A 19963-nucleotide genomic window follows, 5' to 3' on the forward strand; every position below is an offset into this window, starting at 1 on the left:
GGTCGCTGACGCGGTGGCTCAGACGCGCCAGGCGTTGGACGAGGTCCCGGAGGAGGCCGGATGCACCGGACGCACCGGACGCGCCGGACGCACGGGGCACGCCGGACGCACGGGGCACGCCGAACGGACGCGGCACGCCGAACGGACGGGGCACGCCGAACGGACGGGGCACGCCGGGTGCGCGCGGGGCGGACACGGGCGGACATCGAGGCCGCCGTGGACGAGCTGCGCGCGACCGGCCAGGAGGTGAACGGCGCGACGCTGGGCGCGTACTTCGGTGTGACCGGCAGACAGGGCCGGCGCATCCTGCACGCCTACGAAACAGACCAGCTCGCGGCGGCCTGACTGGTGTAGAGGAGCCCCGTCTCCTGCCCGCGGGGAACGGGAACGCAGGAGACGGGGCGGTGGGCGGCGCCCTCACCGCTCGGGAGGGAACGGCGCGGCGACCATGTCCTGGCTGGCAGGCTGTCGTCGGCTCCACCGACGCTACGAATTCAAGCCAGAACCTTTCTTGCCTTCGCCGCCATCGCCACCAGCCCAGTCAACGGCCGGCGGCTCACGGAGTGGCATGAGGCCTCAAGGCCGAAGAGGCCCGCGTGTACCGTCAGCGGCCATCGGAATCGGCATGAGCGCTTGAGGCAGTGCTCTTGCGGTTCCAGATGTGGATGCCGATGAGCGTGCCCAGCGACAGAACCGCATAGACCCACCACGCCGCCGTGGTGGTCAGCCCGTATCCAGTCATGAACGTGGCGCCCCCGACAACGAAGAGCAAGCCCAGGGACCACCGCAATGAGCGGCGCGGCCCCTCAGGGACGGGAGTGTCGCTCAAGGGCACGTCTTGGTCATTCGCGTCCTGCAGGCGGCTGCGCCGAGCCCAGTAACGAAAAACCCACATGGCGACTACGCCCATGATCACTGCAGATGTCAGGGAACCGAGACTGATCTCATGAGGGGGTGCGGCAACGCTGACAACGAAGAAGAACATGGTCGCGCCTACGAAGACACGAGTCTCGCCCCGCCACCAGTCGGGTACAGGTTGCGGACGCCTCATCGAGCTCTCACTTCTTGATGTAGTGACACTGGGAACCGCGCTGGGATCCGTTCACGTAGATCCGCGCGCACGCCTTACCGTACTTGGGCAGTGTCTGCGGTGCGTTGTTACGGGACGGGAAACGGTTGCAGGTGGTGTGTGTCTTCCCCCTCGAGGTCTTGTAGGTCTTGTTGTTGGTGTCGGCGTAGGTGAAGTCGATCCGCCAGTTGCAGAATTGCGGCTTCGCGCCGCACAGCGCACTGCCTTGCACGTTGGCGTTCTGCCCCGTGATCTTCTTTCCGCCGCCGGTGATCGTGTGCCAGAGCATGCAGCCCTTGGGGACCGAGATGGTGATGCCGCCATAGCTGTACTTGAAGGCGTTGATGTTGCCGAAACCGCTCGCGGTCATGGGCGATATCTCCGCGCCTGTCTCCGCTGTAGCGCCAGTGGAGGGTGCGCCATCGGCGGCGATGGCAGGCACTGCGGCTCCCCCGAAGGCAAAGAGCGTGGCGGCCATGACAACGCCCGCAGACTTCTTCAGAATATTCCTGCCCACTGTGGCTCCTTACCCATACGAAAGCACGGTTATGACGACACGTCATACCGCTCAGTGCATCGCCCCTTGACGCTGCGTCATTAGTGCATCTCCATGCGGCAACCGACGATTCTCGGAGAAGGTCCCGACGTTGCAGGACCTTCGGCCTTAGGTGTGGCCCGTTTAGACGGGAGTACGACCTACTCCCTGCTCGGTGGCTTGTCGGTCGGGAGCGTCGCTCGTTCCCCCACCGGCCCGGCAGAGGCCCAGGACGAAGCCGTGGAAAAGACGGGGGGACACGGGTTCATGCAGGCTGCTCCGTACCGGCCGGGAGGTGAACGGCGCGACGCTGGGCGCGTACTTCGGTGTGACCGGCAGACAGGGCCGGCGCATCCTGCACGCCTACGAGACAGACCAGCTCGCGGCGGCCTGACCGGGTACGGAGGGGCCCCGTCTCCTGCCCGTGAGGACCGGAACGCAGGGAGACGGGGCGGTGGGCGGCGGCCGGGTTCGCCTTCGGCCGCCGCCCGTCCGCGAGCACCCTGCGGGGGCAGGCCGGGCCGCCCATCGGCGCGGGCGGCCCGGCCCGATATCCCGCCGCCCGGCGGGGGATTGGCGGGCGGCGGGAGCTGGGGGTCAGCGACGGTAGTCCGGCGACGTCTGGTGCGGTCGTGGCGGGCGGGGGCACTTGTTGCGGTGGAGGATGACGGACCCTCCGGGCCCGGATGCGCTGAACACCTCCCGCGTCTCCCACTCTTCGCCCTCGCGGATCGGCTCGTCACAGCGTGCGCAGATCACCGCACACCCCCGCCCGCGACGCCACACCGGCGTACCGGCGGCAGGTCCCGCCGTCCGATGAACGTGGTGCGCATCGGCGGGTCGAGGCGCTGCACCAACTTCGACACCGCCACCCCGAGCAGGGCGAGGTACTGGTACGCGCTGAGCGCGGGGTCAGTGTCGGCCGGTACGAGGTCGGGGCCGGCCATTACGTTGGCGAGGTTGAGCGCGGCGCGGTGGTCCTGCTCGGACTCGTACAGGTCCTTGCGGGTCAGCAGTTGCAGGAGCGCCTGCATGCCGTCGATCATCTGGTCGAGCCGGGCGCGGGGCGTCTCGGAGTACACGACTTGCTCGGCGGCGCGGGCGGCGGCGCGGATGCCCTCGAAGTCGAGCGGGACGGTCACGTCCACCGTCCTTTGCTGAGGGCGCTCCGTAGCGGCGCCGAGGCGGGGCAGGCCAGCCCGAGCAGGGCGCACTGCGGGCACGTGATCGTGTGCTCCAGGAACTGGATGTACACGAACGTGACGGTGCAGTCGTGGCATCCGCGAGGGCTGATCACCCGCCCGGTATCCGGAGCGCGACGTCGGCCGAGGCCGATGCTCGCCCACCCGACCAGGCTCGTGCCGCACCAGGCGCAGGCGCGCCCGCGCCGCCGGGCCGTGCTCATGGCGAACATGGGGACGTCCACCGTGATGGGTGTGGGTGCCTCGGCCGTCTCGACCTGGGGGGCGGTCATGACACCCCCGCGCAGGAGTCGCAGGCCCTCGGGAAGATCAGCCGCTCGGCGTCGGGGTCGACGCGCTCACCGAGGTCGACGCTGGCCGCGCCGACGAGGGGGCCCGCGCATCGGGCGCACGCGCGCCCGCACAGTTGGTCTTCGGCGAGGTCGCCGGTCGGGGGGAGCTGCGGAGGAGTCGTCGTCACAGCGTCTCCAGAGGGAGTCGGCCGGCGGCGGGTCTGAACGCCGCGGCGAGGTAGGTGGGGTCAGCGAGTGCTCCCGACCCGTCCGGCGGATCGGCCCAGGAACGGCCGCACGCGGGCCGTTCAGTCGACGGGCAGTGCAGGGCCCATGCGTAGGGGTGGACCACGAGGGTGGAGAGGTCAGCGAGCTCCTCGGCGGCGCTGAGAGGGACCAGCCACCAAGCGACGTAGCGGTCCTGGTCCACGAGCAGCGGCCCTCGGCGACGCACGGGGATGTGTTTCCGTGCGATCAGAGCGTCGACAAGGGGGGCCTCAGCGGCGAGCCATCGGGTGCAGGGGATCGGCGCGAGCCCGCCCAACGACCACACCTCGTGCGCGAGGCGCTGGTGCCCGGAGCATTCGGCGAGCCATACGTCACCAGGAGGGTGATGGGTAGCGCGAAGTTCTGCGGCCATGACGTGAACGGTAGGAGCGTGACGAGCGCGGTTGTTGATCGATTGCGCGTAGTTGCACCTGACAGGACGTCAGTTGCTGCGATTGTTCACGCAAGGTCAAGAGAGGCCCGTGCTCGGCCGATCAACCGGCGGGCGATCGGCCCGCGCACGGCCGACGAGTCGAGCCACTCCCACGCTCGCTCGTACAGGCGGATGTCCTCATCGGCGGTGAGCCACAGCTCCTCCGTGATCGTCTCCACGATCACCTGCCGCCGGTCGTAGATCCAGAAGGAATGTGCGGCCGTACGCCGTAGCTCGGCGCCGAAGGGGATCACGGCCAGGTCGACTTGAGGCTGGCCGACCACGTTGTAGAGCCGGTCGAGCTGCGCGGCCATTACGTCCTTCGGGCACGAGCGGTGATACAGGGCCGCCTCGCACAGCAGGAACCGGAACTCGCGGCCCGGCTCGTACAACGCCTCCTGGCGGCGCATGCGGTTCTGCACAGCCTTGTCCGTCGTCGCCGGGATCTCGCGGAAGCGGGCGTTCGAGTCGAAGATGACGCGCGCGTACTCGCGGGTCTGCAACAGGCCAGGGATCCGGGCCACCTCAAACGCGCGGGTCAGGCGCGTCGCCTCCGTCTCGCGGATCGCCAGCTTCTGCCGATCCGCATGCCCGCCCGCGAGCTGCCGCCTCCACGTGCGGTGCTTCAACTCCACACCCGCACGCAGCCCCTGCAGTTCCGGCTCCACATCTGGCCGGCCCACCGCTGCCGCCCACTCCGTGATGTCGGCGGCCTTCGCGGTCTGCTTCCCGGTCTGGAGGCGGCTCACCTTGGAGGGCTGCCACCCCAGCTTCGCGGCTAGGTCTTTCCCCTCCATGCCGGCCTCGGCGCGCAGCTCGCTGAGCCGTGCGCCGAGGATCTGCCGAGCCTCCTGGAAGTCACTCACGCATGGGAACGTACCCGCTGCTCGAACTCGGCGGCGGGCAGGGCGTGGTGCCAGGCGGCGTCGCGGGCCTGGCAGGCGGCGAGCACCTCGGCGGGGTCCTCGGTGACGTACACGCCGAGGGTGGTGTCTTCGTCGTCGAACGCGAACCGGGCGAGGATCTGGGAGTCGAACAGCCAGAAGTCGTAGTCAGGCAGACGCAGTTCCCGCGCGCGGGCGCGGGTGAGGTGGCGGATGTCCTCGCCGGCCGCGATGTTGCTCGGAGCGCTCGCCGCGAGGAACTGCTGCCCCTCGGTGGCCGGCACGTCGACCAGCCGCACGCGCTCGAACCTCTTACCTTCGGCGGTCTGGGCCTCGACGTTCTCGCGCCACGCGTTGGCCGGGTCGGCGGCGATGTCCTCGCCCGCGAGCCAGCGCGCCCACTTCTGGCTGTTGCGGTCGGAGGCGTAGCCCCGCCGGGTCTCCAGGCGCCACGCGGTGTGCCGGAACTCGGTGAACAGGTGGCTGATCTCCTTGAAGGGCGTCAGGGGCGGAGCGGCTTCGCGCGGGGCGTAGCGGATCAGCAGGTCGCGGGGGACGCGGACGAACGACTCCGTGGGCTTCACGTCGCGCAGCGCGGCAAGGTGCTCGGGGTTGGTCTCGATGTCGCCCTGGACGAGGATCTCGTCGGTCTCCGGGATCTCGTACAGGGTGGGGCAGTCGCCGTCGTCGCTGGTGGTGCCGATGAACCGCAGGGTCATTTCGTCCTCCGTCAGCGGATGTTGGGGCATCGAGCATGCGACGCGGTAGGGCGTGTGCGCAGGTGAATTGTCGAGGATTGCAGATCACGTTCTCAGGTTGCTGATTGCGTGCAATCGGGCATGACGAAAGGCCCCCACCACCGCGAGGGTGGTGGGGGCCGTTGTTAGCGGGCGAATAGGGCGAAGACGCCGGTGGCGGCGCCGGCCAGCCCGGTCAGTGCGCCGAGGGCGGGCAGGGGCCAGCGGGTGCGCTCGAGGGCGTCGATGCGGGCGGCGTGTTGTTTGATCTCCTGGTCGGTTTGGTCGGTGCGCTGGACGAGGAGGGCTAGTTGGCCGGACTGCTGGGTGAAGCCGACTTCCATGGTGCGGCGCAGCTCGGCCAGTTCCAGGGCAACGTCGGGTGTCTGGGACGAGTTCACGGGCGGCTCCTGCTGTCTGCGCGGTGGCGTCCGGTGGCCTGTTCCGTCAGTCCCGGGCCATCGGGGGTGGCTACCGAGGTGAGCAGGGACAGGACGGCGGCCATGGCGGCGGTGGACAGGGCGGGCAGCCACGGCGCGTCGAGGAGTCCGGCGCCGGCGGCGCCGAGGACGGCGAGCAGGGCCTGGGCGAAGGTGCGCAGGGCGCGCTCGAGGGCGGCGGCCCAGAATGCCGGTCCGGTCACGTCAGCTCACCTTCGGGACCTTGAGCGCGTTCCACTGGCGCAGGCCGGGCCAGCCGTCGCAGAACTCGGGGGCGTCGCCCAGCTTCTTCTGCCACTTGCGGAAGGACTCGCGGTCGGCGTCGCTCCACTGCGGGCCGGGGCCCTGGGTGTAGGCGGAGCAGCCCTCGGCGACCAGGCGCCGGCCCATGGCGGTGATGATCGGGCTGTTGGGCTTGGCCTTGAACCATGCCTCGCCCGGGAACGGCTGGTAGGTGACCGGCGGGGTGGTGCCGGCGGCCCAGGCGCGCATGGCCGCGCGGGTGTCGAAGCGGGCGACGTTGGTGTCGACGGGGGTGTCGGTGTACTGGTGGATGAGCCACTTCGCCGTGATCTTGGGCTTGCCGGCCGTGGTGTAGTCGGCGATCCACAGGCCGTCGCCGGCGTAGGAGGTGGTGTCGCGGTTGAGCCAGAAGTCGCGGTTGCAGTAGAGGAGCACCTTCTTGTCCGGTCGCAGGGCCTTGACCTTGCGGATGAAGGTGTCCTTCTCGGCGCAGGTAGCGGCGCCGCTGGAGGAGGTTTCCCAGTCGATGGCGAGGAAGTCGCCCTGGACGCTGTCGCACTTGTCGACGAAGTAGCGGGCCTGGGCGTCGAGGTTGCCCGGGTGGAGGAAGTGGTAGAAGCCGACGACGAGGCCGGCGGCGCGGGCGTGGGCGGCCTGGGCGGTCTGCTTGGGGTTGATGTAGTGGGTGGACTCGGTGGCCTTGATGATGCAGAAGTCCTTGCCCGCCAGGTTCGGGGTGGTGGACTGCCAGGACGAGACATCGATACCAGTGATCATGTTCGGTTCCTTTCAGTGGTACGACAAAGCCCCGTACCGAAGACCGGGACGGGGCTGGGGGTGCGGGCGGCGCGGAGGCCGCCGGCGTCAGAGGGGTTGCGGCGCGGGTGCGGCGGTCGGGGGTTCGGCGCCGGGCTGGTAGAAGGGCCGGCTTTCGACGCCCAGGAGGTAGTAGGGGCGGGGGAAGACCTCGGTGGCTTTGCCGGTGCGGCGGGCCTGGACCTCGAGCTTGATCCGGTCGCCGTAGCGGTAGCCGGGAACGGGCCAGTGGCCGCGCAGGGTTGCCCCGGTGGCCACGACCTCGTCGTTGATCAGGACGCGGACCTGGCCGCCCTGGCCGCCGTAGTAGGACATGCCGATGTCGGCGGCGACGCGGGGGTGCTGGGCGATGCCGTAACTCTCGTAGCAGCCGGTCCACTCGGTGCTGGTGGTGGAATGGTTGGCCATCACCAGCGTGTAGGGGATGTAGGGGCGCGCGAGGCCCTCGTTGACCACGTCGTCGGCGACGATGATGTTCTGGGATCGGTCCAGGAGCTGCACCGGCTGCGTGGGAGTGCCCTTGGTGTCGTAGGTGCGCACCACGATGGCCAGGGAGCCGTCGTCGCGCCGCACGTCGAAACCTTGCTGGGGCCTGCCGTCGGGATAGTCGGGCAGTACCCGGCCGATGTGGGTGAGGGTGGTGCCGTCCGGGGCGCGGACCTGGAGGCTTCCGCCCTCGCCGATGATCACGTTGCCGTTGAGGATCTGGTCCATGCGCGGGCGCATCTGGGACCGGCCGCGCAACTCGCGTACCTCGCGCTCGAGTTCCCGCAGGCGGTCTAGCAGGTCTTGGGGGATGGCGGCCATCAGATCTCCTGGAGCATGGCGCGGGTGCGGGCGGAACTGGGGGTGGCCTCGGGCAGCTCCAGATACAGCTGGGCGCTCTCGCCGCTGGTGCGGGTCGGCGGGGTGACGCTCATGCCGATCAGCCGGTAGCGGGCGTCCAGGCCATCGGGGTGCCACTCGTCGCGGATCCGCAGCCGCACCGTGGCCCCCAACAGATGCGGCGACAGTGAGGTCTGGTCGAGTTTCACGGTCACCTGGGGAACCTGGGTCGCGCTCCACGCGGCGACCAGGTCGGCTCTCGCGTGCGCGTCCAGGGTCTCCTTGCGTTCGACGGTGGTGTAGTCGCTGGAGCCGTCCAGCCGCGGCCAGCCCTGATCGAGCGCGTCGAGGAACCCCCACAGTGTGGACATCAGCGGGTAGGAGTCGGCGGCCTGATTGGAGTTGACGGAGGCACCTCGGGAAATCCAGTGGGTCGCGCGCACGGCGCCGTCCGTGGGCAGCTGGTAGTCCAGGACGGCGCCGGGCCGGTCGAGGAGGACCTCGGTGTGCCCGGTGCGGATCGCGGGATATCCGAGCTGGAGTTCCTTGGTGCGCCGGCCCTGGCTGGTGCGGTAGGCGCGGATGCGCCACTCGAAGCCGCGCTCGACCTTGCTGAGCTGGTCGAGGAGGTCGCGCACATAGTGCAGGTCGTAGCGCGAGTAGGTACGGTCCCGCAGCACACCGGATGTGCGGCTCCAGTCGAGGGTGATGCCGATGTCGCCGCCGGCAGTCCTCTGGGTGTAGTCGACGAGCTGGCGGGCGATATCGAACTGGTCGATCTGCTCGCCCTCCCACCCGTCGGTGAGGATGCGGCGGGCCAGGTAGGAGTCGAACGTGGCGGCCTGCACCTCGAGCCCGCCGGGGCCGCTGCGGGAGGGCGGGGTGATGGTGGCCGTCCACACGATCCCGCCCCACCAGATATCCCCGTCCCGCTCGATCCACAGCGCGGTACGCGCTGGGGTGACCGCCGCGCGGGCGCGGCCGGCCATGGAGGGGCTCGTGACGGGTATCGACACCGATGCGGTGCCGGTCTTGCCGATGTACTCATCGAAACGGATCTGCTCGGCGGGCAGTACATCCAGGACCTGGTCGGTACGCAGGTCACAGAAGACAGCACGGTAGACAGGCACGGCTCCCCCCCTAGCTGGTGAAGTAGGAGACGGTGTCCAAGGAGATCCACGACGGTTCCTCGCCGCGCGCGTAAATGCGCATGGTGCCGTCCGTCTTCAGTTCCGCACGGATCAGGGCGGGGGTGGTGGTGGAGTCGCGGGGCGAGGACCAGCCCACCAGCGCGGCCGGCCAGATCTCGGCAGGCAACGTCAGGATGGTGTCCGTATCCGTGATCTTCGCGCCACCGGTCTTGCTGATCCGCCCGCGCAAATACACCACCGGGCCGATCACCCGGTACTGCGCCCGATGACCGTGGCCGGGATGGGTAAACCCGGCGTCCAGGTACAGGTCGCTCCAGCCGCTGTCGGTAGTGACCGCATCCCACTGCCCGCCGTTCCAGCGCATCAGGCCGGTACCGTCGTCGCGGTACTGGCCCTCATAGCTGCCGTTGAAATCCGGCTCCAAGAACGCGGCCGGGGTGATCCCGGAGTACATGGTCGCTGCGCGGAGGTGACCGGTCACGGCCGAGTTCCAGTCGATGCCGCCCGACCCGGCCGAGGCCCCTGCGTCCACCCGCACCGTATACAGCGGCAGACTTACCTCCGGCACCGCCGGCTCGACCGGGTCGGCGTCCGGGATGCCGGGCACGATCTCCACGGCCGCGCGGGCCGGCTGACCGCTCTGATACTGCGGGTCATACACGCGCAGGACGACCAGATCGATACGCGGGTGCTGAGGATCACCGTCCGCGAAGTCGAGCGGAACCGGCTCGGTCACCACCAGCTGGTAGGCGCCCTGACTGGCCTGCCCCTGGACGACGGCGCGCCCCTGACTGATGGTCGCGCTCATGGGCCCTGACGGACTGATAGCCAGCGGATTCCCCCCGGCGATCACACCCGATAGGGAGGCCAGCTCACCATCCGGCATGTACGTACCCAGGGGAGCCAGCCGCGTATCGACACGCGTCTGCCCGCCCTCCTTGTCCCCCCGGTTCGTCAGCCACACCGCACGCACTGCCATCACACATCATCCTCATCTCATACGAAAGCGCCGACGTGCCGTCGTGCACGTCAGCGCTTGGGTTAACGAATTGCTGATCACCAGCTCTTAAATGGGCTCTCTATGTCAATTGATTCGGCCATGTAGTTGTAGATGGTGAATGAATTCTCGTACACATTACGCTCTATCTCATATTCTTCACCCCGGTCTACCACGTTCATGGCTGCTGCCGCGTTGAGGGCGGAGTACATGTGTGCGCGATATTTTTTGTCCGGTATTTTTTGGGGGTCTCCGTCCAGATCGTCAATGCATTTCAAGACATTAAAGGCCCGCGACTTCGTTGTCGTATACTTTGTAGGTTCGATTGCGGCATCTAGTTCGTCAGCCATCTCCTTCAGCTTCCTGTTCGCACACTCAGCGGCGACTTGCTGCTTCCCATTGCCACTTCTTGAAGTGCTCAAGATGACGCCAGTGATGGTCAAGCAGATTGCTATTGCGGCAGGAATGAGTACCTTCTTGCGGCAAAAGCGCTTGAGGAATGGCCGAGGCTCGGGAACTCCGGCGGTGGGCGGTTGAGAGGGCATGGGCGGCACGTCGGTGGCCTGATGCATGGCGATCCTTGCTCGTCCTGAGGTGACGGAAGCGAAGGTAAGAGCACCATGGGCAAGCGTGTAGAGGCGTTGGGCCCAAGGTCACCAGTAGGCGGAGCGCCATTTGACCGTGCATCGCGCCGACCGGTTGAACTCTTGGGCGCGGAAGAAGAGTTCGTTCACGCCGGGCGGGAGGGTGAAGGCGCGTTCCGGTGTGCTGCGGCGGGTGGCGGTGTACAGGCGAGAGACGGAGCCGTTGATGGTGACGGTGCCTTCCCGGGTGTCGATGGTGAGGCGGTCGCGGGCGGTGAGGGTGATGTCGTACTCCAGCATCTGCCCGGACGGCTGCACTATGCGCGGCTCGGCCACCGGGCCCTGGATCTCGATGCGTAGAACGGTGGCAGCGTCGCCGTCGTTGACGGCGCGGAGACTTCCCGCGCCGCCTCCCTCTCCCCAGTCCAGCCCGTCCGTCCACTCCAGGCCCGACTCCAAGGCGGGCAGCGGCCTGACCGAGCCGGAGTCGGGCTCCGGGCCGGGGCCCCAGTCCAGGCCCGGTTCCGGCTTCGGCAGGCCGGCGAAGGCGGTCGACTCGGCCGGCCGGTAGCGGCGCGAATCGGTGCACTCCCACTGGAGCGCCCCCTGGGCGGGGGTGATACCGCGGCCGGTCGTGTAGTGCCGGCCAATGGGAATCTGGCGCCGCACCGGCCGGGCGTAGACCATGAGCACACCGCGCCCGTCATCCAGGTCGACATAGAGCGGATACTCGCGGTCGGTGATGGCCATCGCCCTGTTCAGCGCGGCTACCGCCTGTCCGAGGCGGGCGCGGTCGGCGGCGCGGATGCTGAGGCCCTCCAGGGTGATGGTCCGGGGCTGGGCCAGCATCCGGCCCGGCCACGCCCCGTGCTGGTTCTGACGCAGCGCATCCGCCACATCCAGACCGGGCAGCTCCTCCCAGCCCTCCAGCGACTGCCAGCCGAACAGGCCGTGGTCCAAGGTGAGATCGCGGTAGCGCACGAAGGAGCTCATCGCCTTCACCTCCACCCTCGGCCGCGGGCCGCCCACTCCAGCTCGTTCACCAGCTCGCGGGTGGATGTGCCGGCGTGCTGGTGGATCTCGCCGATGCTGACCGCCGGACCCCGGGGGCGGGCGCCGGTGTCCGCCAGGGCCCCGGCCAGGCGCTCGATACGGGACAGCGCCCGCTCAAGCCCCGCCACATTCCCGCCTCCGGACTGACGCACCGTCGGCGCCCATGCCACCTGTCCCCCGAACCGGTCCACCACGTCCTCGACGATGCTCTTCGAGCGGCCCCGCTTCGCCGGCGACAGCGGAATGTATGCCTCTCCGCCGGTCTCCCGTTCGGCCCACAAGACGTTCGCCCCCGCCGGCGCGATCTGCGCGACCCCGGGCCTGCGCCACGACCTGGCTACGCCCCTGATCCCGCCGTCCGCGTATGCCTCGTCGATACCGCCATCGGCACGCTGTTCGGTCGTCTTCACCGTGCGCACGTGGATGGTCACCGTTCTGCCGGTGATCCTGTTGATGGACCCCTGGATGGTGCTGATCTGCCCGTTCGGACCCGTTGTGGGAATGTCGATTTTGACGGAGCGCTTCTTCTTCTGCATCACCTGCAACAGCTGATCGATGAGGTGGGCGTTCTTCTTCGGGTCCTTGGTCGGGACGGTAATCGTCACCTTCTTCTTGTCCTTGGTGAGGGGCTTAATGTCGAAGCCGATGGCCCGCAAGGCGGCGATAGCGTCCTTGTTGGGCACGTCCATGACGATGGTCTTGCCCTTGGTGCCGGCGACCTTGTTCCGCACCTTCTGAATGCTCGTCAGAGCGCTCTTGTTCGGGGCGTCGAGCTTGATGGTCTTCGGGGAGAACTTGAAGCCCTCCGCCTTCGCCATCTTCTTGCGCGCGTCCTTGTCCCGCACATCGAGCGTGAAGCCCTTGTTGTCCGGGAGTTTATCTGCGTAGATGTGGAAGTCCCTCAGCCTCTCCCTGGCCTCGTCGGTGAGGGACTTTAGGGTGATCTTCTTCTCGTCGGGCTGGGCCGCAAGTTCCAGGTAGACGCCGGCCAGCTCCTGTTTCACCTCATCCGCGCCGGCCAGCTTGTAGGTGGTGGTGACGTTCTGCGGGATGATCCCGTAGGTGTCGATCAGCTGCTGGGCTTCTGCATCGGTCAGATTGAACGCCTTGGCCTGCTGCACCAGGCGTGCCCGCAAGTCTTCGGCTGCCGCGGCGGCGGCTTGGGCGCCGGAGGGGAACTTGCGCCCGTTCCACTCCGCGGACTGTGCGGCGGCATCGATCTGCTGCTTGCCGGCCGCGGTGAGGCCGTCGAGCGAGCGCGCCAGGATGTCGCCAGCCTTCGTGCTCACATCCAGCCTGCCGGCGTTGTCCAGCAGACTGGAACCCCACGCGTCCCCGGCCTCCTTGGCCCGCTGAACGGCCTCCCGATGGCCCGCGAGAGCGCGCCGGGATGCGTCGGTGGCTTTCTGCGAGTCGAGCTGTTCGCCGGAGAGAATGTCCAGGCTCGTGGACAGGGCGGCAATGCGCTGGTCGGCTGAGGCGGACTCGTCGCCCAGCTTCTTGAGGGCCTCGGTGAAATCGCTGGTATACGGGGTCGTCTTCTCCAGCATGTCGAGGTACTTCGCGGCTGCGTCCCGGGACTTGGCGAAGGTGCCGTTCGTCTTCTCGAGCGCATCGGCGAGCTGGCCCGCGCTTTTGCCCTCTCCGGTCTGGACGAGGGTCACTCGGGTCCCCACAGCGGTGATCTGCTCTGATTCCTTCGCCGTCTTGCGCAGCTCCCCGATCAGGTCGTTGTAGGCGTCACGGTTGCCCAGGACCGCCCCGGTGAGCTGCTTGCGGGAGATGCCCTGCGCGTCGGCCAGCTCCAGGAGGGTCTTGCCGGTGCCCTCGACCTTGCGTTCGGCCAGTTCCTGCTCGACCAGAGCCTTCACGTGCCCGTTGACCGCGCCGTCGGAAGCGATCAGCGCATCCGTCAGCGCCTTCACCACGCCCTGCTGCCGATCGGCCTCCTGCTGGGCTTTGGCGGTGGCGTCCGCCCACAGGCCCATGGCGACGGTTGCGCCGGAGAGGGCCAGGCCGAGGGGGCCGCCGAAGAGGCCCATGATTCCGGAGCCGGCCAGTTGGAGGCCCTTGCCGGCGGCGGCAGCTACTCCGGCGGTGCGGCCGAAGCGGTCGGCGCCGCCGTGCGCGGTCATGAAGGCGCTGCCGATCTGCGCGATGGCCGGGGAGCGCTGCCCGAGGACCTGGAAGGCTGTGGCGGTGTGGTGGATCTCCGGACGCAGTTCACGGTTGAGTTCGCTGATCCGGCGGAACTCACTGCCGGCCTGGCCCATGGAGGCGCCCAGATCACTGACCCGGCCGCGCATCGCCACCAGGGCGCCGAGGGCCAGGGTGGTGGCCTGCAACGGCCCTGACAGGCCACCGAACGCCGACGCCAGGGAGCCGACCGTGGTGACGACCGGGCTGAGAGCGGAGCCCACTACGCCCATCGCCCCGCTGGAGAGGTCGGCAAACGCCTTGGCGGCTTCCTTGGCCTTGTCGAAGCCTTCGACCACCGTGGGTATGGCCTGCTTGACGAGGTCGGCGCCGGCGCGGGTGGCCCTTTCCAGGCTGGGTGCGACGGAGTCGTAGATGACGGTGCCGACCATGGCGAGCTGGGAGTTGAGGCCGTTGACGGCGCCGCCCAGGCCCTTGGACTTGACGGCGGCCAGCTCCATGGCCGAGCCCTGCTTGCGGACCGCCTCGGAGATCTCGCCGAACGTCTTGGGGCCCTGCTCGGCGAGGGCCATGACGCCGGAGAGGGTCTCGCGGCCGAACGCGGTCGCCGCCGCGGCGGCGAATTCCTGGTCGGTCATCCGCTTCTTCGCCGCTGTCAGCTGCGTGATGAGCGGCATGAGGCCGACAAACTTCCCCTGCTGGTCGTAGACCTCGAGCCCGAGCTCCTCCATCGCCTGAGATGCCTGCTTGGAGGGGGCGGCCAGAGAGGCGAGGATGCCGCGCAGGGCGGTGCCCGCCTCGCCGCCCTTGATACCCGCGTTGCCCAGCATCGCCACCGCCGTGGCGGTGTCCTCGAAACTCACCTTCGCCGCGTTGGCGACCGGCCCGATGAACCTCATCGAGTCGTACATGTCGGTGACCGAGATCGTGCTCGCGTTGGTGGAGTTGGTCAGCGTGTCCACGACCCGCGCCGTATCGGCCGCTTCGAGGCCGAACTGGTTCATCATGTCGCCGGCCATCGTGGCGGCGGTATCGACGCTGATCATTTCGGCGGTGGCCAGGATGCTGATGTCCCGAACCGCGGTCATGGAGTCCTCGGCGCTGAAGCTGGCCTTGGACAGCGCGAGCATGGCCTCGGCGGCGCCCGCTGTGGTGACGGTGGGCAGCGACATGTCGTCACCGAGCTTGTGGGCGACGCCGCGCATCTTCTCCATCTGCTCGCTGGTGGCGCCGCTGATGGCCTTCCAAGTCTCCATGGAGACCTGCATCTCGTTGCCCTGGGTGATGACCTCCTTGATTCCCAGGCCGGTGCCCATCAGCGCGGCGAATCCGGCCATCGGGGCCATGGTTCCCTTGATGCCGCCGCCGAGGGCGCTCATGGCGCCGGTGCCGGCGGTGGACATCTGGGTGAGGGAGCGATGGGAGGCGGTGGCACCCTGGGCGACCTGGGTGAGTCCACCGTGGGCGCCACGTCCTGCCGCCCCCAGGCCGCGCACGCCGGCGCCGGCGATACGGGAGGCGTCAGCGAGCGCACGGGTACGGGAGGACGCCTGCGTCATCCCCGCGTTGTATCCGGCGGTGTTCGCCCTGACGTTGACCGTGATGGAACGTTCCGCCATAGCGGGCCTCCTACTCTTGTGCGGCCCGCGACGGCCCGTGCTAGTTCTCTTCGGGGAGCTGCCGGACGAGGATCTTCAATCCGGCGGTTTCGCCCTTGGTCTTGCCGATTTCCTCGGCGCGCTTCTCCTTGACCTTGCAGCCGTAGCAGCGCACCAGTTCGGTCTCGAAGCCGCCGTCATCGGTCAGGCTGTCGGCGAGCTGCTGGCCGCAGCCGGCGCAGGTGGAGTCCTGCATGCGCTGCCACTCCACGGCCAGGAGGGTGTCCTCTTCGGTCCATTCCGGCTCACCCGGACCAACTACGCGCCCCATCAGCACCGAGTACGGGATGCCGTGGGGTGCGCAGTACGCCATCTGCGCCCGCAGGTGGGGCGAGCGGGTCAGCCGGTCACGGATTTTGGGGCCAGGTCGGGCACCTGGAACTGGCAGGCCAGCGCGGTGGTGAACAGGGTGGCGACCTGGCCGTCGGACAGCTCCTGCCACATCTCGGCCCACTCCTCGGGGCTGCCGGCGGGGTCGGTGCAGGTGACGGCCACCAGGGCAGGGGCGAAGGTGTCCGGGTCGAACGCGGGCTCCTCCAGGCCCTTGTCCCTGGCCTGTGTCACCTGATCGGCGGTCGGCGGGTGCTCGGTGCGCAGACGCTGGTAGGCGCGGTGGGGCAGGGCCTGGAAGGTGAACGTCTGCCGGGCCCCGGCGGCCAGTTCGCGCAGTTCGTCGATCTCGAACGCGATGGCGGGGGCGCGATCGGGGGTGTTGGACTGCTCGTCGGTGCGCAGGGCCTGGGCGTGCTCGCGCTCCAGGCGCTCGATGCGTTCCACGAGTTCGCCGTCCAGGAGCAGGTCGATGCTCTTGGTCGGGCGGCGGATCTCGCTCCGGACGGCGGCGAGGGTGCGGGGGGTGGTCAACGGGGCTCCTCGATGGAGGTGAAGGGGGGCAGGGGCACTTGCCGGGCAGGTGCCTCTGGCGGGCGGCTGGATCGGCCCTGGGGTTAGGCCGCGGTCTTTTCCAGGGCGGCCAGGCGCTTGGCGAGGTTCTCGAGAACCGCCTGGGCGGTAGTGCCCTCGACGCCATCGATGGCGGCTACGGTCAGGTCGGTCGCGGTGGTGGCGCCGTCCTTGCCCGCTCGTCCAGGTGCGCCGTCCTTGCCGGCAGCTCCGGGGTCGCCCTTGGGCCCCTTTTCACCCGGCTTGCCGTCCGCCCCCTTAGGACCCGCAGGACCGGCGGGGCCTGCGGGGATGGCGTCCACGTTCTGGCGGCATTCCAGGATCGCGGTGACAACCTGGTTGTGCATGGCGGGGTGTCCGTCGTCGCCGACCTTGACGTCCGCGTCGGGGAGAGGCGCCTTCCACTCAGCCATCAGACCGTCTCCCCTACGCGCTCGGTGACCTCTTCGCCTTCCTCCGGCGGCTTGCCGCCCCCGCCATCGGCAACGGTGGCGTCAAGTTGGGGGATGCCGCCCTGGGTCAGGGTGATGGTGCACGAGTTGGCGTCGGCGCCGATGGCGTCCATGGCCCTCGAGGTGACCGTGCACGCGTATACCTCGACACGGTCACCGGAAGCAGGGGCGACGGTCTTCCCGGCCTCCGCGCCGGTGCCCAGGCCGGTCTTTTCGTCCTGCTTGTTGCCCCACCGGTTGACGACGAGGTACCCGGTGGCGTCATCAACGAGGGTCGACCAGGCGACATCCAGACTCTTGTCGGAGTCGCGCCAGGCGGTGATGGTCAGCGCGTCGCCACCGACAGTGCCCGGCGCGCTCTTGTTGACGCGTGATCCGGCGTCGGAGATGTCGATGGTTTCCGCCGAGCGCGGGATGTCCAGCCCGTCGCGCTTGACGCTGGATGTCAGCTCGGTGCCGGCCTCGATCTCAGCGACGGCGGGAGCGGCTGGGTCGGCGACAGTCGGTACCCAGTAGATCCGGCCCAGGCCGGTAAAACTCCTACGAGCCATGGTCAACTTCCTTACGTGCTGGGGGTGATGGTGTAGCGGTAGACGTCGGCGCGGTAGAAGCCGCGCAGGTCCGGCCGCGTGGGGTCGGTGGGGTGTTCGCGGGTGGTGGGCTGGCCGGTGACGTAGGCGGCCGGGGCGAGCCACGCGTAGCCGTCCGGCGCCGCCAGGGCGCCCAGGGCGACCGTGCGGGCCTGCTCGGCGACCTGGTCGGCCGCCCGCCGGGTGGGCCCGCACGAGGTGATCTGTAGGTCCAGGCGGCGGTCGGTGTTCGGGTTCCACACGCTGCCGGTCGGAGTGTGCTCAGCCACCGGCCAGACGATGACGTAGCGGCCGGTCAGCTCTCGGCCGTCCTCGCGGGCCTCACCGTCCCCGGTGGGGATGCCGGCCGCTCGCAGGGCTTCGACCAGGCGGTCGGTGACGTTCACGACGGCTCCTATCGGGTGGCGTCGGTGACGGCCCGGATCATGCCGTGGATGAAGTCGGGCACCGCTGCTTCAAAGGCCGGGCCGATGTGGGGAATCGGCGCGTTGTTGCGGGTGCCGAACTCGATGACGTTGCCCAGCGGGCCCTGGGTGCGGTTCTTGTCCGGTCCGATCTCCGCCCACGGGCCGGCCGCACTGGCACGTAGGTCGTAGGTGATCGAGTACGGGTAATGAGGAAGGTGGGGATGGCCGGAGATCCGGCGCTTGGCGTCGTCCTTGATCCGGCGGGCGCTGACCTCCACCGCCTGCCGGGACGTGGTCCTCAGTACGACCGCGGCCCTGGTGAAGCTGGCGGCAGTCTCGACCGCGCCCGTGACCGTGACTGTGATGCTGGTACTCACCGGTTGACCTCCTCGCAGCCCAGGCGCCGGGCAGTGATCTGCGTACCGCGATCGATCGAGCGCACCCGCAGACGCAGACCGGTCAGGGACGGGTCATCGGAGGTAGTGACCTGCACGGCATCGCCCGCGCGGACGCCGGCGACCTCGAGGGGGACGGAGACGACGTAGGGCCAGGCGGCCACCAGCGCGGTGCCGGTCAGATCGTCGACGGCGGCCTGCGGACTCGGCCGCACGCGGCATCGGCCCGCATACAGCGCGACGGCCTCCTCCACGTCCTGGCCGTCGTCGGTGGTGGTGACCCGGGTGCGCTCGATGTGGCAGGCGTCGGTCATCAGGGCCGTGGCCGCCGCCCGCCCGTGGGCGAGGAGGCGGGCGACGGAGTGGTTCATACGGTGTCCACCACCCACACCTCCCGCATGCCCAGGACGCGCCCGAGCGCGGTCAGTTCGCCGGGCAGGAGATCCCCTGCGGAGTCGATCTGTTCCACCGCGTACGTGACGCTGTAGTTGTCGATGGACTGCTGGCGGATGCCGATGTCCATGCCGGACACGGTGTCCGCCAGACGTTGCGCGACCTGACAGCACAGCTCCACGATCCCGGCCGGAACCGGGTCGTAGCCGCAGGTGTAGACGGCCTCCACCAGCAGCGCGCCGCCCAGGCCCGACAGGCTGATGCCGTCCCACCCCCAGCCGGTGATCTCCGTGGCGGTGCCGTCCGCGGCCACCGCGCGCACCGCGGTGACTGCATGGACTGGTGGGGCGGGGAGCAGCACCGCACCGCGTTCCACGGGCAGGCGCACCGTGACCTCGGAAAGGGTGATCTCCTGGCCGGCCGCCCGCCGGATACGGGCCGAGGCCGTAGCCAGGAGAGCCTCGGCCTCTTCCGGGTTCTCGGGCAGCTTCTTGCCGTAGCGGACGGCGTCGTCCGGGGTGGCCAGCGGCGGGGACGGGCCACTCAGCGGGGCGGCCATCAGACCTTCTTCCCCACGCGCTGTGTGACCTTGCCGTCTTCCTCGGGCGGTGTCGGCGCCGTGCCACCGGTGACCTTGACCTGGGCGGTGGCGATGCCCTCGGGGTGGAACAGCTTGGCGCCGTAGATGTTCAGGCCACGCACCAGGTCAGCGAAGCGGTTCTGGGAGCGCAGGGCCTCGGTCTCCACGATCTGCTGGGCCACGCTCAGCGCGTCAGGGATACCGGCCTGCACGATCCGCTCGCCCTCGGCGGGAGACGGGCAGTTGTTGGACTTGAGGATGTCGAAGCCGGCGGCGCGGCCCACGAGCCCGTTGCGCAGGCCCTGCTCGCTGCCGGAGGCATCCACGCGCACGAACCGGTCATCGCGCAGCAGTACACCGTGGAAGTCCGGCGGCACGACCACGTAGCGGCCATCGGTGGGGCAGTCGGCCTCGTCGAGCTTCACGCCGAGTTCGACCAGCACGTCGTAGGCGGCCTCCGGCGCGCTCTTGGCGACGTCGATCGCGCCGAGCTGGTTGGCCTTGGCAGCCCCGGTGTACAGGGAGGCGATGTAGCGGTCCAGCTGGTCCTTCATGCGGAAGCCGGCGCGCTGGGTGGCCGGGCCCTGAAAGTCTCCGGCCGCCTGGACCTTGTCGACGTCGTTGACCCGGAAGTTGAAGTAGTCGCCCTGGTCGATCTTCAGATCGGCCTGCTCGTCCGCCAGGTCCTCTTCCTGGAGGTCGGTGGTCTTGTCGTAAGACCTCACGGTGGGGTCGAGGATGGAGGTGACGTGGACGGTGTCGCCCATCTGCCGGATTTCGCCCTCGTACTTGCGGTTCGAGACGGTGGGCTGGCCGTAGACCAGGGTGCGCTCGAAGGGCAGCTGGACCGCAGCGCTCCACAGCTCGGGAACAAACTTGGTGATCGCCATCAGGGGCCTTTCATGGGTCGGTCCGGCCGC

Annotated in this window: 27 protein-coding genes and 1 pseudogene; 2 read left to right on the forward strand and 26 right to left on the reverse strand. The window is 68.9% G+C overall.

Annotated elements, in window-relative coordinates; genetic code table 11:
* The first annotated feature begins 177 nt into the window (after positions 1-177).
* The gene (locus ACZ7LY_RS02195; RefSeq protein WP_471622552.1) at positions 178-345 is read left to right on the forward strand and encodes a hypothetical protein; all 168 of its coding nucleotides are present in this window, start codon (positions 178-180) and stop codon (positions 343-345) included.
* A gap of 100 nt (positions 346-445) precedes the next feature.
* Positions 446-561: pseudogene (locus ACZ7LY_RS02200) on the forward strand (IS5/IS1182 family transposase); the annotation flags it as partial.
* Positions 562-604: 43 nt separating this feature from the next.
* Here the strand turns inward: ACZ7LY_RS02200 and ACZ7LY_RS02205 are convergent.
* From ACZ7LY_RS02205 to ACZ7LY_RS02330, 26 genes are all read right to left on the reverse strand, one after another.
* Complete coding sequence (locus tag ACZ7LY_RS02205; protein WP_471525790.1) at positions 605-985, reverse strand: hypothetical protein; 381 nt, start codon at positions 983-985, stop codon at positions 605-607.
* Between the two features lie 73 nt (positions 986-1058).
* Positions 1059-1586 carry a hypothetical protein gene (locus ACZ7LY_RS02210; RefSeq protein WP_471525791.1) on the reverse strand — a complete coding sequence of 176 codons (528 nt, stop codon included), beginning with the start codon at positions 1584-1586 and terminating at the stop codon, positions 1059-1061.
* Between the two features lie 773 nt (positions 1587-2359).
* Entirely contained in the window at positions 2360-2746 is a 387-nt protein-coding gene (locus tag ACZ7LY_RS02215; protein WP_471622553.1) for a hypothetical protein, read from the reverse strand.
* Positions 2743-3078, reverse strand: coding sequence for a hypothetical protein (locus ACZ7LY_RS02220; protein WP_471622554.1), 336 nt, complete (start codon positions 3076-3078; stop codon positions 2743-2745). Before ACZ7LY_RS02220 ends, ACZ7LY_RS02215 begins: the two co-directional genes overlap by 4 nt.
* A complete protein-coding gene (locus tag ACZ7LY_RS02225; protein ID WP_471622555.1) occupies positions 3075-3266 on the reverse strand; it encodes a hypothetical protein in 192 nt (63 codons plus the stop codon). Before ACZ7LY_RS02225 ends, ACZ7LY_RS02220 begins: the two co-directional genes overlap by 4 nt.
* Positions 3263-3718: a hypothetical protein gene (locus ACZ7LY_RS02230; protein WP_471622556.1), complete on the reverse strand. Its 456-nt coding sequence runs from the start codon at positions 3716-3718 to the stop codon at positions 3263-3265. Before ACZ7LY_RS02230 ends, ACZ7LY_RS02225 begins: the two co-directional genes overlap by 4 nt.
* Before the next feature lie 86 nt (positions 3719-3804).
* A complete protein-coding gene (locus ACZ7LY_RS02235) occupies positions 3805-4644 on the reverse strand; it encodes a helix-turn-helix domain-containing protein (protein ID WP_471622557.1) in 840 nt (279 codons plus the stop codon).
* The gene (locus ACZ7LY_RS02240; RefSeq protein ID WP_471622558.1) at positions 4641-5381 is read right to left on the reverse strand and encodes a DUF6879 family protein; all 741 of its coding nucleotides are present in this window, start codon (positions 5379-5381) and stop codon (positions 4641-4643) included. The genes ACZ7LY_RS02235 and ACZ7LY_RS02240 overlap by 4 nt, the downstream gene beginning before the upstream one ends.
* 164 nt (positions 5382-5545) lie before the next feature.
* Positions 5546-5743, reverse strand: a complete 198-nt coding sequence (locus tag ACZ7LY_RS02245) for a hypothetical protein (RefSeq protein WP_471622629.1) — start codon at positions 5741-5743, stop codon at positions 5546-5548.
* Between the two features lie 53 nt (positions 5744-5796).
* Entirely contained in the window at positions 5797-6042 is a 246-nt protein-coding gene (locus ACZ7LY_RS02250; RefSeq protein ID WP_471622559.1) for a holin, read from the reverse strand.
* Between the two features lies 1 nt (position 6043).
* Positions 6044-6859, reverse strand: a complete 816-nt coding sequence (locus ACZ7LY_RS02255) for a GH25 family lysozyme (protein ID WP_471622560.1) — start codon at positions 6857-6859, stop codon at positions 6044-6046.
* An 87-nt stretch (positions 6860-6946) separates the two neighbouring features.
* Positions 6947-7705, reverse strand: a complete 759-nt coding sequence (locus ACZ7LY_RS02260; RefSeq protein ID WP_471622561.1) for a hypothetical protein — start codon at positions 7703-7705, stop codon at positions 6947-6949.
* The gene (locus ACZ7LY_RS02265) at positions 7705-8853 is read right to left on the reverse strand and encodes a hypothetical protein (protein WP_471622562.1); all 1149 of its coding nucleotides are present in this window, start codon (positions 8851-8853) and stop codon (positions 7705-7707) included. Before ACZ7LY_RS02265 ends, ACZ7LY_RS02260 begins: the two co-directional genes overlap by 1 nt.
* Before the next feature lie 10 nt (positions 8854-8863).
* Positions 8864-9853: a hypothetical protein gene (locus ACZ7LY_RS02270; protein ID WP_471622563.1), complete on the reverse strand. Its 990-nt coding sequence runs from the start codon at positions 9851-9853 to the stop codon at positions 8864-8866.
* Positions 9854-9930: 77 nt separating this feature from the next.
* Complete coding sequence (locus ACZ7LY_RS02275) at positions 9931-10443, reverse strand: hypothetical protein (protein WP_471525588.1); 513 nt, start codon at positions 10441-10443, stop codon at positions 9931-9933.
* An 81-nt stretch (positions 10444-10524) separates the two neighbouring features.
* Positions 10525-11448, reverse strand: a complete 924-nt coding sequence (locus ACZ7LY_RS02280) for a phage distal tail protein (protein WP_471622564.1) — start codon at positions 11446-11448, stop codon at positions 10525-10527.
* A gap of 5 nt (positions 11449-11453) precedes the next feature.
* Positions 11454-15284 (reverse strand): phage tail tape measure protein, encoded by a 3831-nt coding sequence (locus tag ACZ7LY_RS02285; protein WP_471622565.1) that lies wholly within the window; start codon positions 15282-15284, stop codon positions 11454-11456.
* Between the two features lie 40 nt (positions 15285-15324).
* Positions 15325-15594 carry a hypothetical protein gene (locus tag ACZ7LY_RS02290; protein ID WP_471622566.1) on the reverse strand — a complete coding sequence of 90 codons (270 nt, stop codon included), beginning with the start codon at positions 15592-15594 and terminating at the stop codon, positions 15325-15327.
* Between the two features lie 68 nt (positions 15595-15662).
* Complete coding sequence (locus ACZ7LY_RS02295; protein WP_471622567.1) at positions 15663-16187, reverse strand: hypothetical protein; 525 nt, start codon at positions 16185-16187, stop codon at positions 15663-15665.
* Between the two features lie 83 nt (positions 16188-16270).
* Positions 16271-16639, reverse strand: coding sequence for a collagen-like triple helix repeat-containing protein (locus ACZ7LY_RS02300; protein ID WP_471622568.1), 369 nt, complete (start codon positions 16637-16639; stop codon positions 16271-16273).
* Complete coding sequence (locus ACZ7LY_RS02305) at positions 16639-17229, reverse strand: phage tail tube protein (RefSeq protein WP_471622569.1); 591 nt, start codon at positions 17227-17229, stop codon at positions 16639-16641. Before ACZ7LY_RS02305 ends, ACZ7LY_RS02300 begins: the two co-directional genes overlap by 1 nt.
* Positions 17230-17240: 11 nt before the next feature.
* Positions 17241-17654, reverse strand: coding sequence for a hypothetical protein (locus tag ACZ7LY_RS02310; protein ID WP_471622570.1), 414 nt, complete (start codon positions 17652-17654; stop codon positions 17241-17243).
* An 8-nt stretch (positions 17655-17662) separates the two neighbouring features.
* Positions 17663-18052: an HK97-gp10 family putative phage morphogenesis protein gene (locus ACZ7LY_RS02315; protein ID WP_471622571.1), complete on the reverse strand. Its 390-nt coding sequence runs from the start codon at positions 18050-18052 to the stop codon at positions 17663-17665.
* A complete protein-coding gene (locus tag ACZ7LY_RS02320; RefSeq protein WP_471525530.1) occupies positions 18049-18441 on the reverse strand; it encodes a DUF6093 family protein in 393 nt (130 codons plus the stop codon). Before ACZ7LY_RS02320 ends, ACZ7LY_RS02315 begins: the two co-directional genes overlap by 4 nt.
* Positions 18438-19022, reverse strand: a complete 585-nt coding sequence (locus ACZ7LY_RS02325; RefSeq protein ID WP_471622572.1) for a head-tail connector protein — start codon at positions 19020-19022, stop codon at positions 18438-18440. The genes ACZ7LY_RS02320 and ACZ7LY_RS02325 overlap by 4 nt, the downstream gene beginning before the upstream one ends.
* On the reverse strand, positions 19022-19933 hold the full coding sequence (locus ACZ7LY_RS02330; protein ID WP_471622573.1) for a phage major capsid protein: 912 nt from the start codon (positions 19931-19933) through the stop codon (positions 19022-19024). The genes ACZ7LY_RS02325 and ACZ7LY_RS02330 overlap by 1 nt, the downstream gene beginning before the upstream one ends.
* Between the last annotated feature and the right edge of the window lie 30 nt (positions 19934-19963).

Source organism: Streptomyces sp. NPDC107550 (assembly GCF_055639095.1).

Excerpts from the sequence above, each read along its gene's own strand:
- ACZ7LY_RS02205 (WP_471525790.1), bottom strand. The coding sequence starts at position 985 with ATGTTCTTCTTCGTTGTCAGCGTTGCCGCACCCCCTCATGAGATCAGT.
- ACZ7LY_RS02220 (WP_471622554.1), bottom strand. The coding sequence starts at position 3,078 with ATGACCGCCCCCCAGGTCGAGACGGCCGAGGCACCCACACCCATCACG.
- ACZ7LY_RS02230 (WP_471622556.1), bottom strand. The coding sequence starts at position 3,718 with ATGGCCGCAGAACTTCGCGCTACCCATCACCCTCCTGGTGACGTATGG.
- ACZ7LY_RS02240 (WP_471622558.1), bottom strand. The coding sequence starts at position 5,381 with ATGACCCTGCGGTTCATCGGCACCACCAGCGACGACGGCGACTGCCCC.
- ACZ7LY_RS02245 (WP_471622629.1), bottom strand. The coding sequence starts at position 5,743 with ATGGAAGTCGGCTTCACCCAGCAGTCCGGCCAACTAGCCCTCCTCGTC.
- ACZ7LY_RS02255 (WP_471622560.1), bottom strand. The coding sequence starts at position 6,859 with ATGATCACTGGTATCGATGTCTCGTCCTGGCAGTCCACCACCCCGAAC.
- ACZ7LY_RS02260 (WP_471622561.1), bottom strand. The coding sequence starts at position 7,705 with ATGGCCGCCATCCCCCAAGACCTGCTAGACCGCCTGCGGGAACTCGAG.
- ACZ7LY_RS02270 (WP_471622563.1), bottom strand. The coding sequence starts at position 9,853 with ATGGCAGTGCGTGCGGTGTGGCTGACGAACCGGGGGGACAAGGAGGGC.
- ACZ7LY_RS02275 (WP_471525588.1), bottom strand. The coding sequence starts at position 10,443 with ATGCATCAGGCCACCGACGTGCCGCCCATGCCCTCTCAACCGCCCACC.
- ACZ7LY_RS02280 (WP_471622564.1), bottom strand. The coding sequence starts at position 11,448 with ATGAGCTCCTTCGTGCGCTACCGCGATCTCACCTTGGACCACGGCCTG.
- ACZ7LY_RS02285 (WP_471622565.1), bottom strand. The coding sequence starts at position 15,284 with ATGGCGGAACGTTCCATCACGGTCAACGTCAGGGCGAACACCGCCGGA.
- ACZ7LY_RS02290 (WP_471622566.1), bottom strand. The coding sequence starts at position 15,594 with ATGGGGCGCGTAGTTGGTCCGGGTGAGCCGGAATGGACCGAAGAGGAC.
- ACZ7LY_RS02300 (WP_471622568.1), bottom strand. The coding sequence starts at position 16,639 with ATGGCTGAGTGGAAGGCGCCTCTCCCCGACGCGGACGTCAAGGTCGGC.
- ACZ7LY_RS02305 (WP_471622569.1), bottom strand. The coding sequence starts at position 17,229 with ATGGCTCGTAGGAGTTTTACCGGCCTGGGCCGGATCTACTGGGTACCG.
- ACZ7LY_RS02320 (WP_471525530.1), bottom strand. The coding sequence starts at position 18,441 with ATGAACCACTCCGTCGCCCGCCTCCTCGCCCACGGGCGGGCGGCGGCC.
- ACZ7LY_RS02325 (WP_471622572.1), bottom strand. The coding sequence starts at position 19,022 with ATGGCCGCCCCGCTGAGTGGCCCGTCCCCGCCGCTGGCCACCCCGGAC.
- ACZ7LY_RS02330 (WP_471622573.1), bottom strand. The coding sequence starts at position 19,933 with ATGGCGATCACCAAGTTTGTTCCCGAGCTGTGGAGCGCTGCGGTCCAG.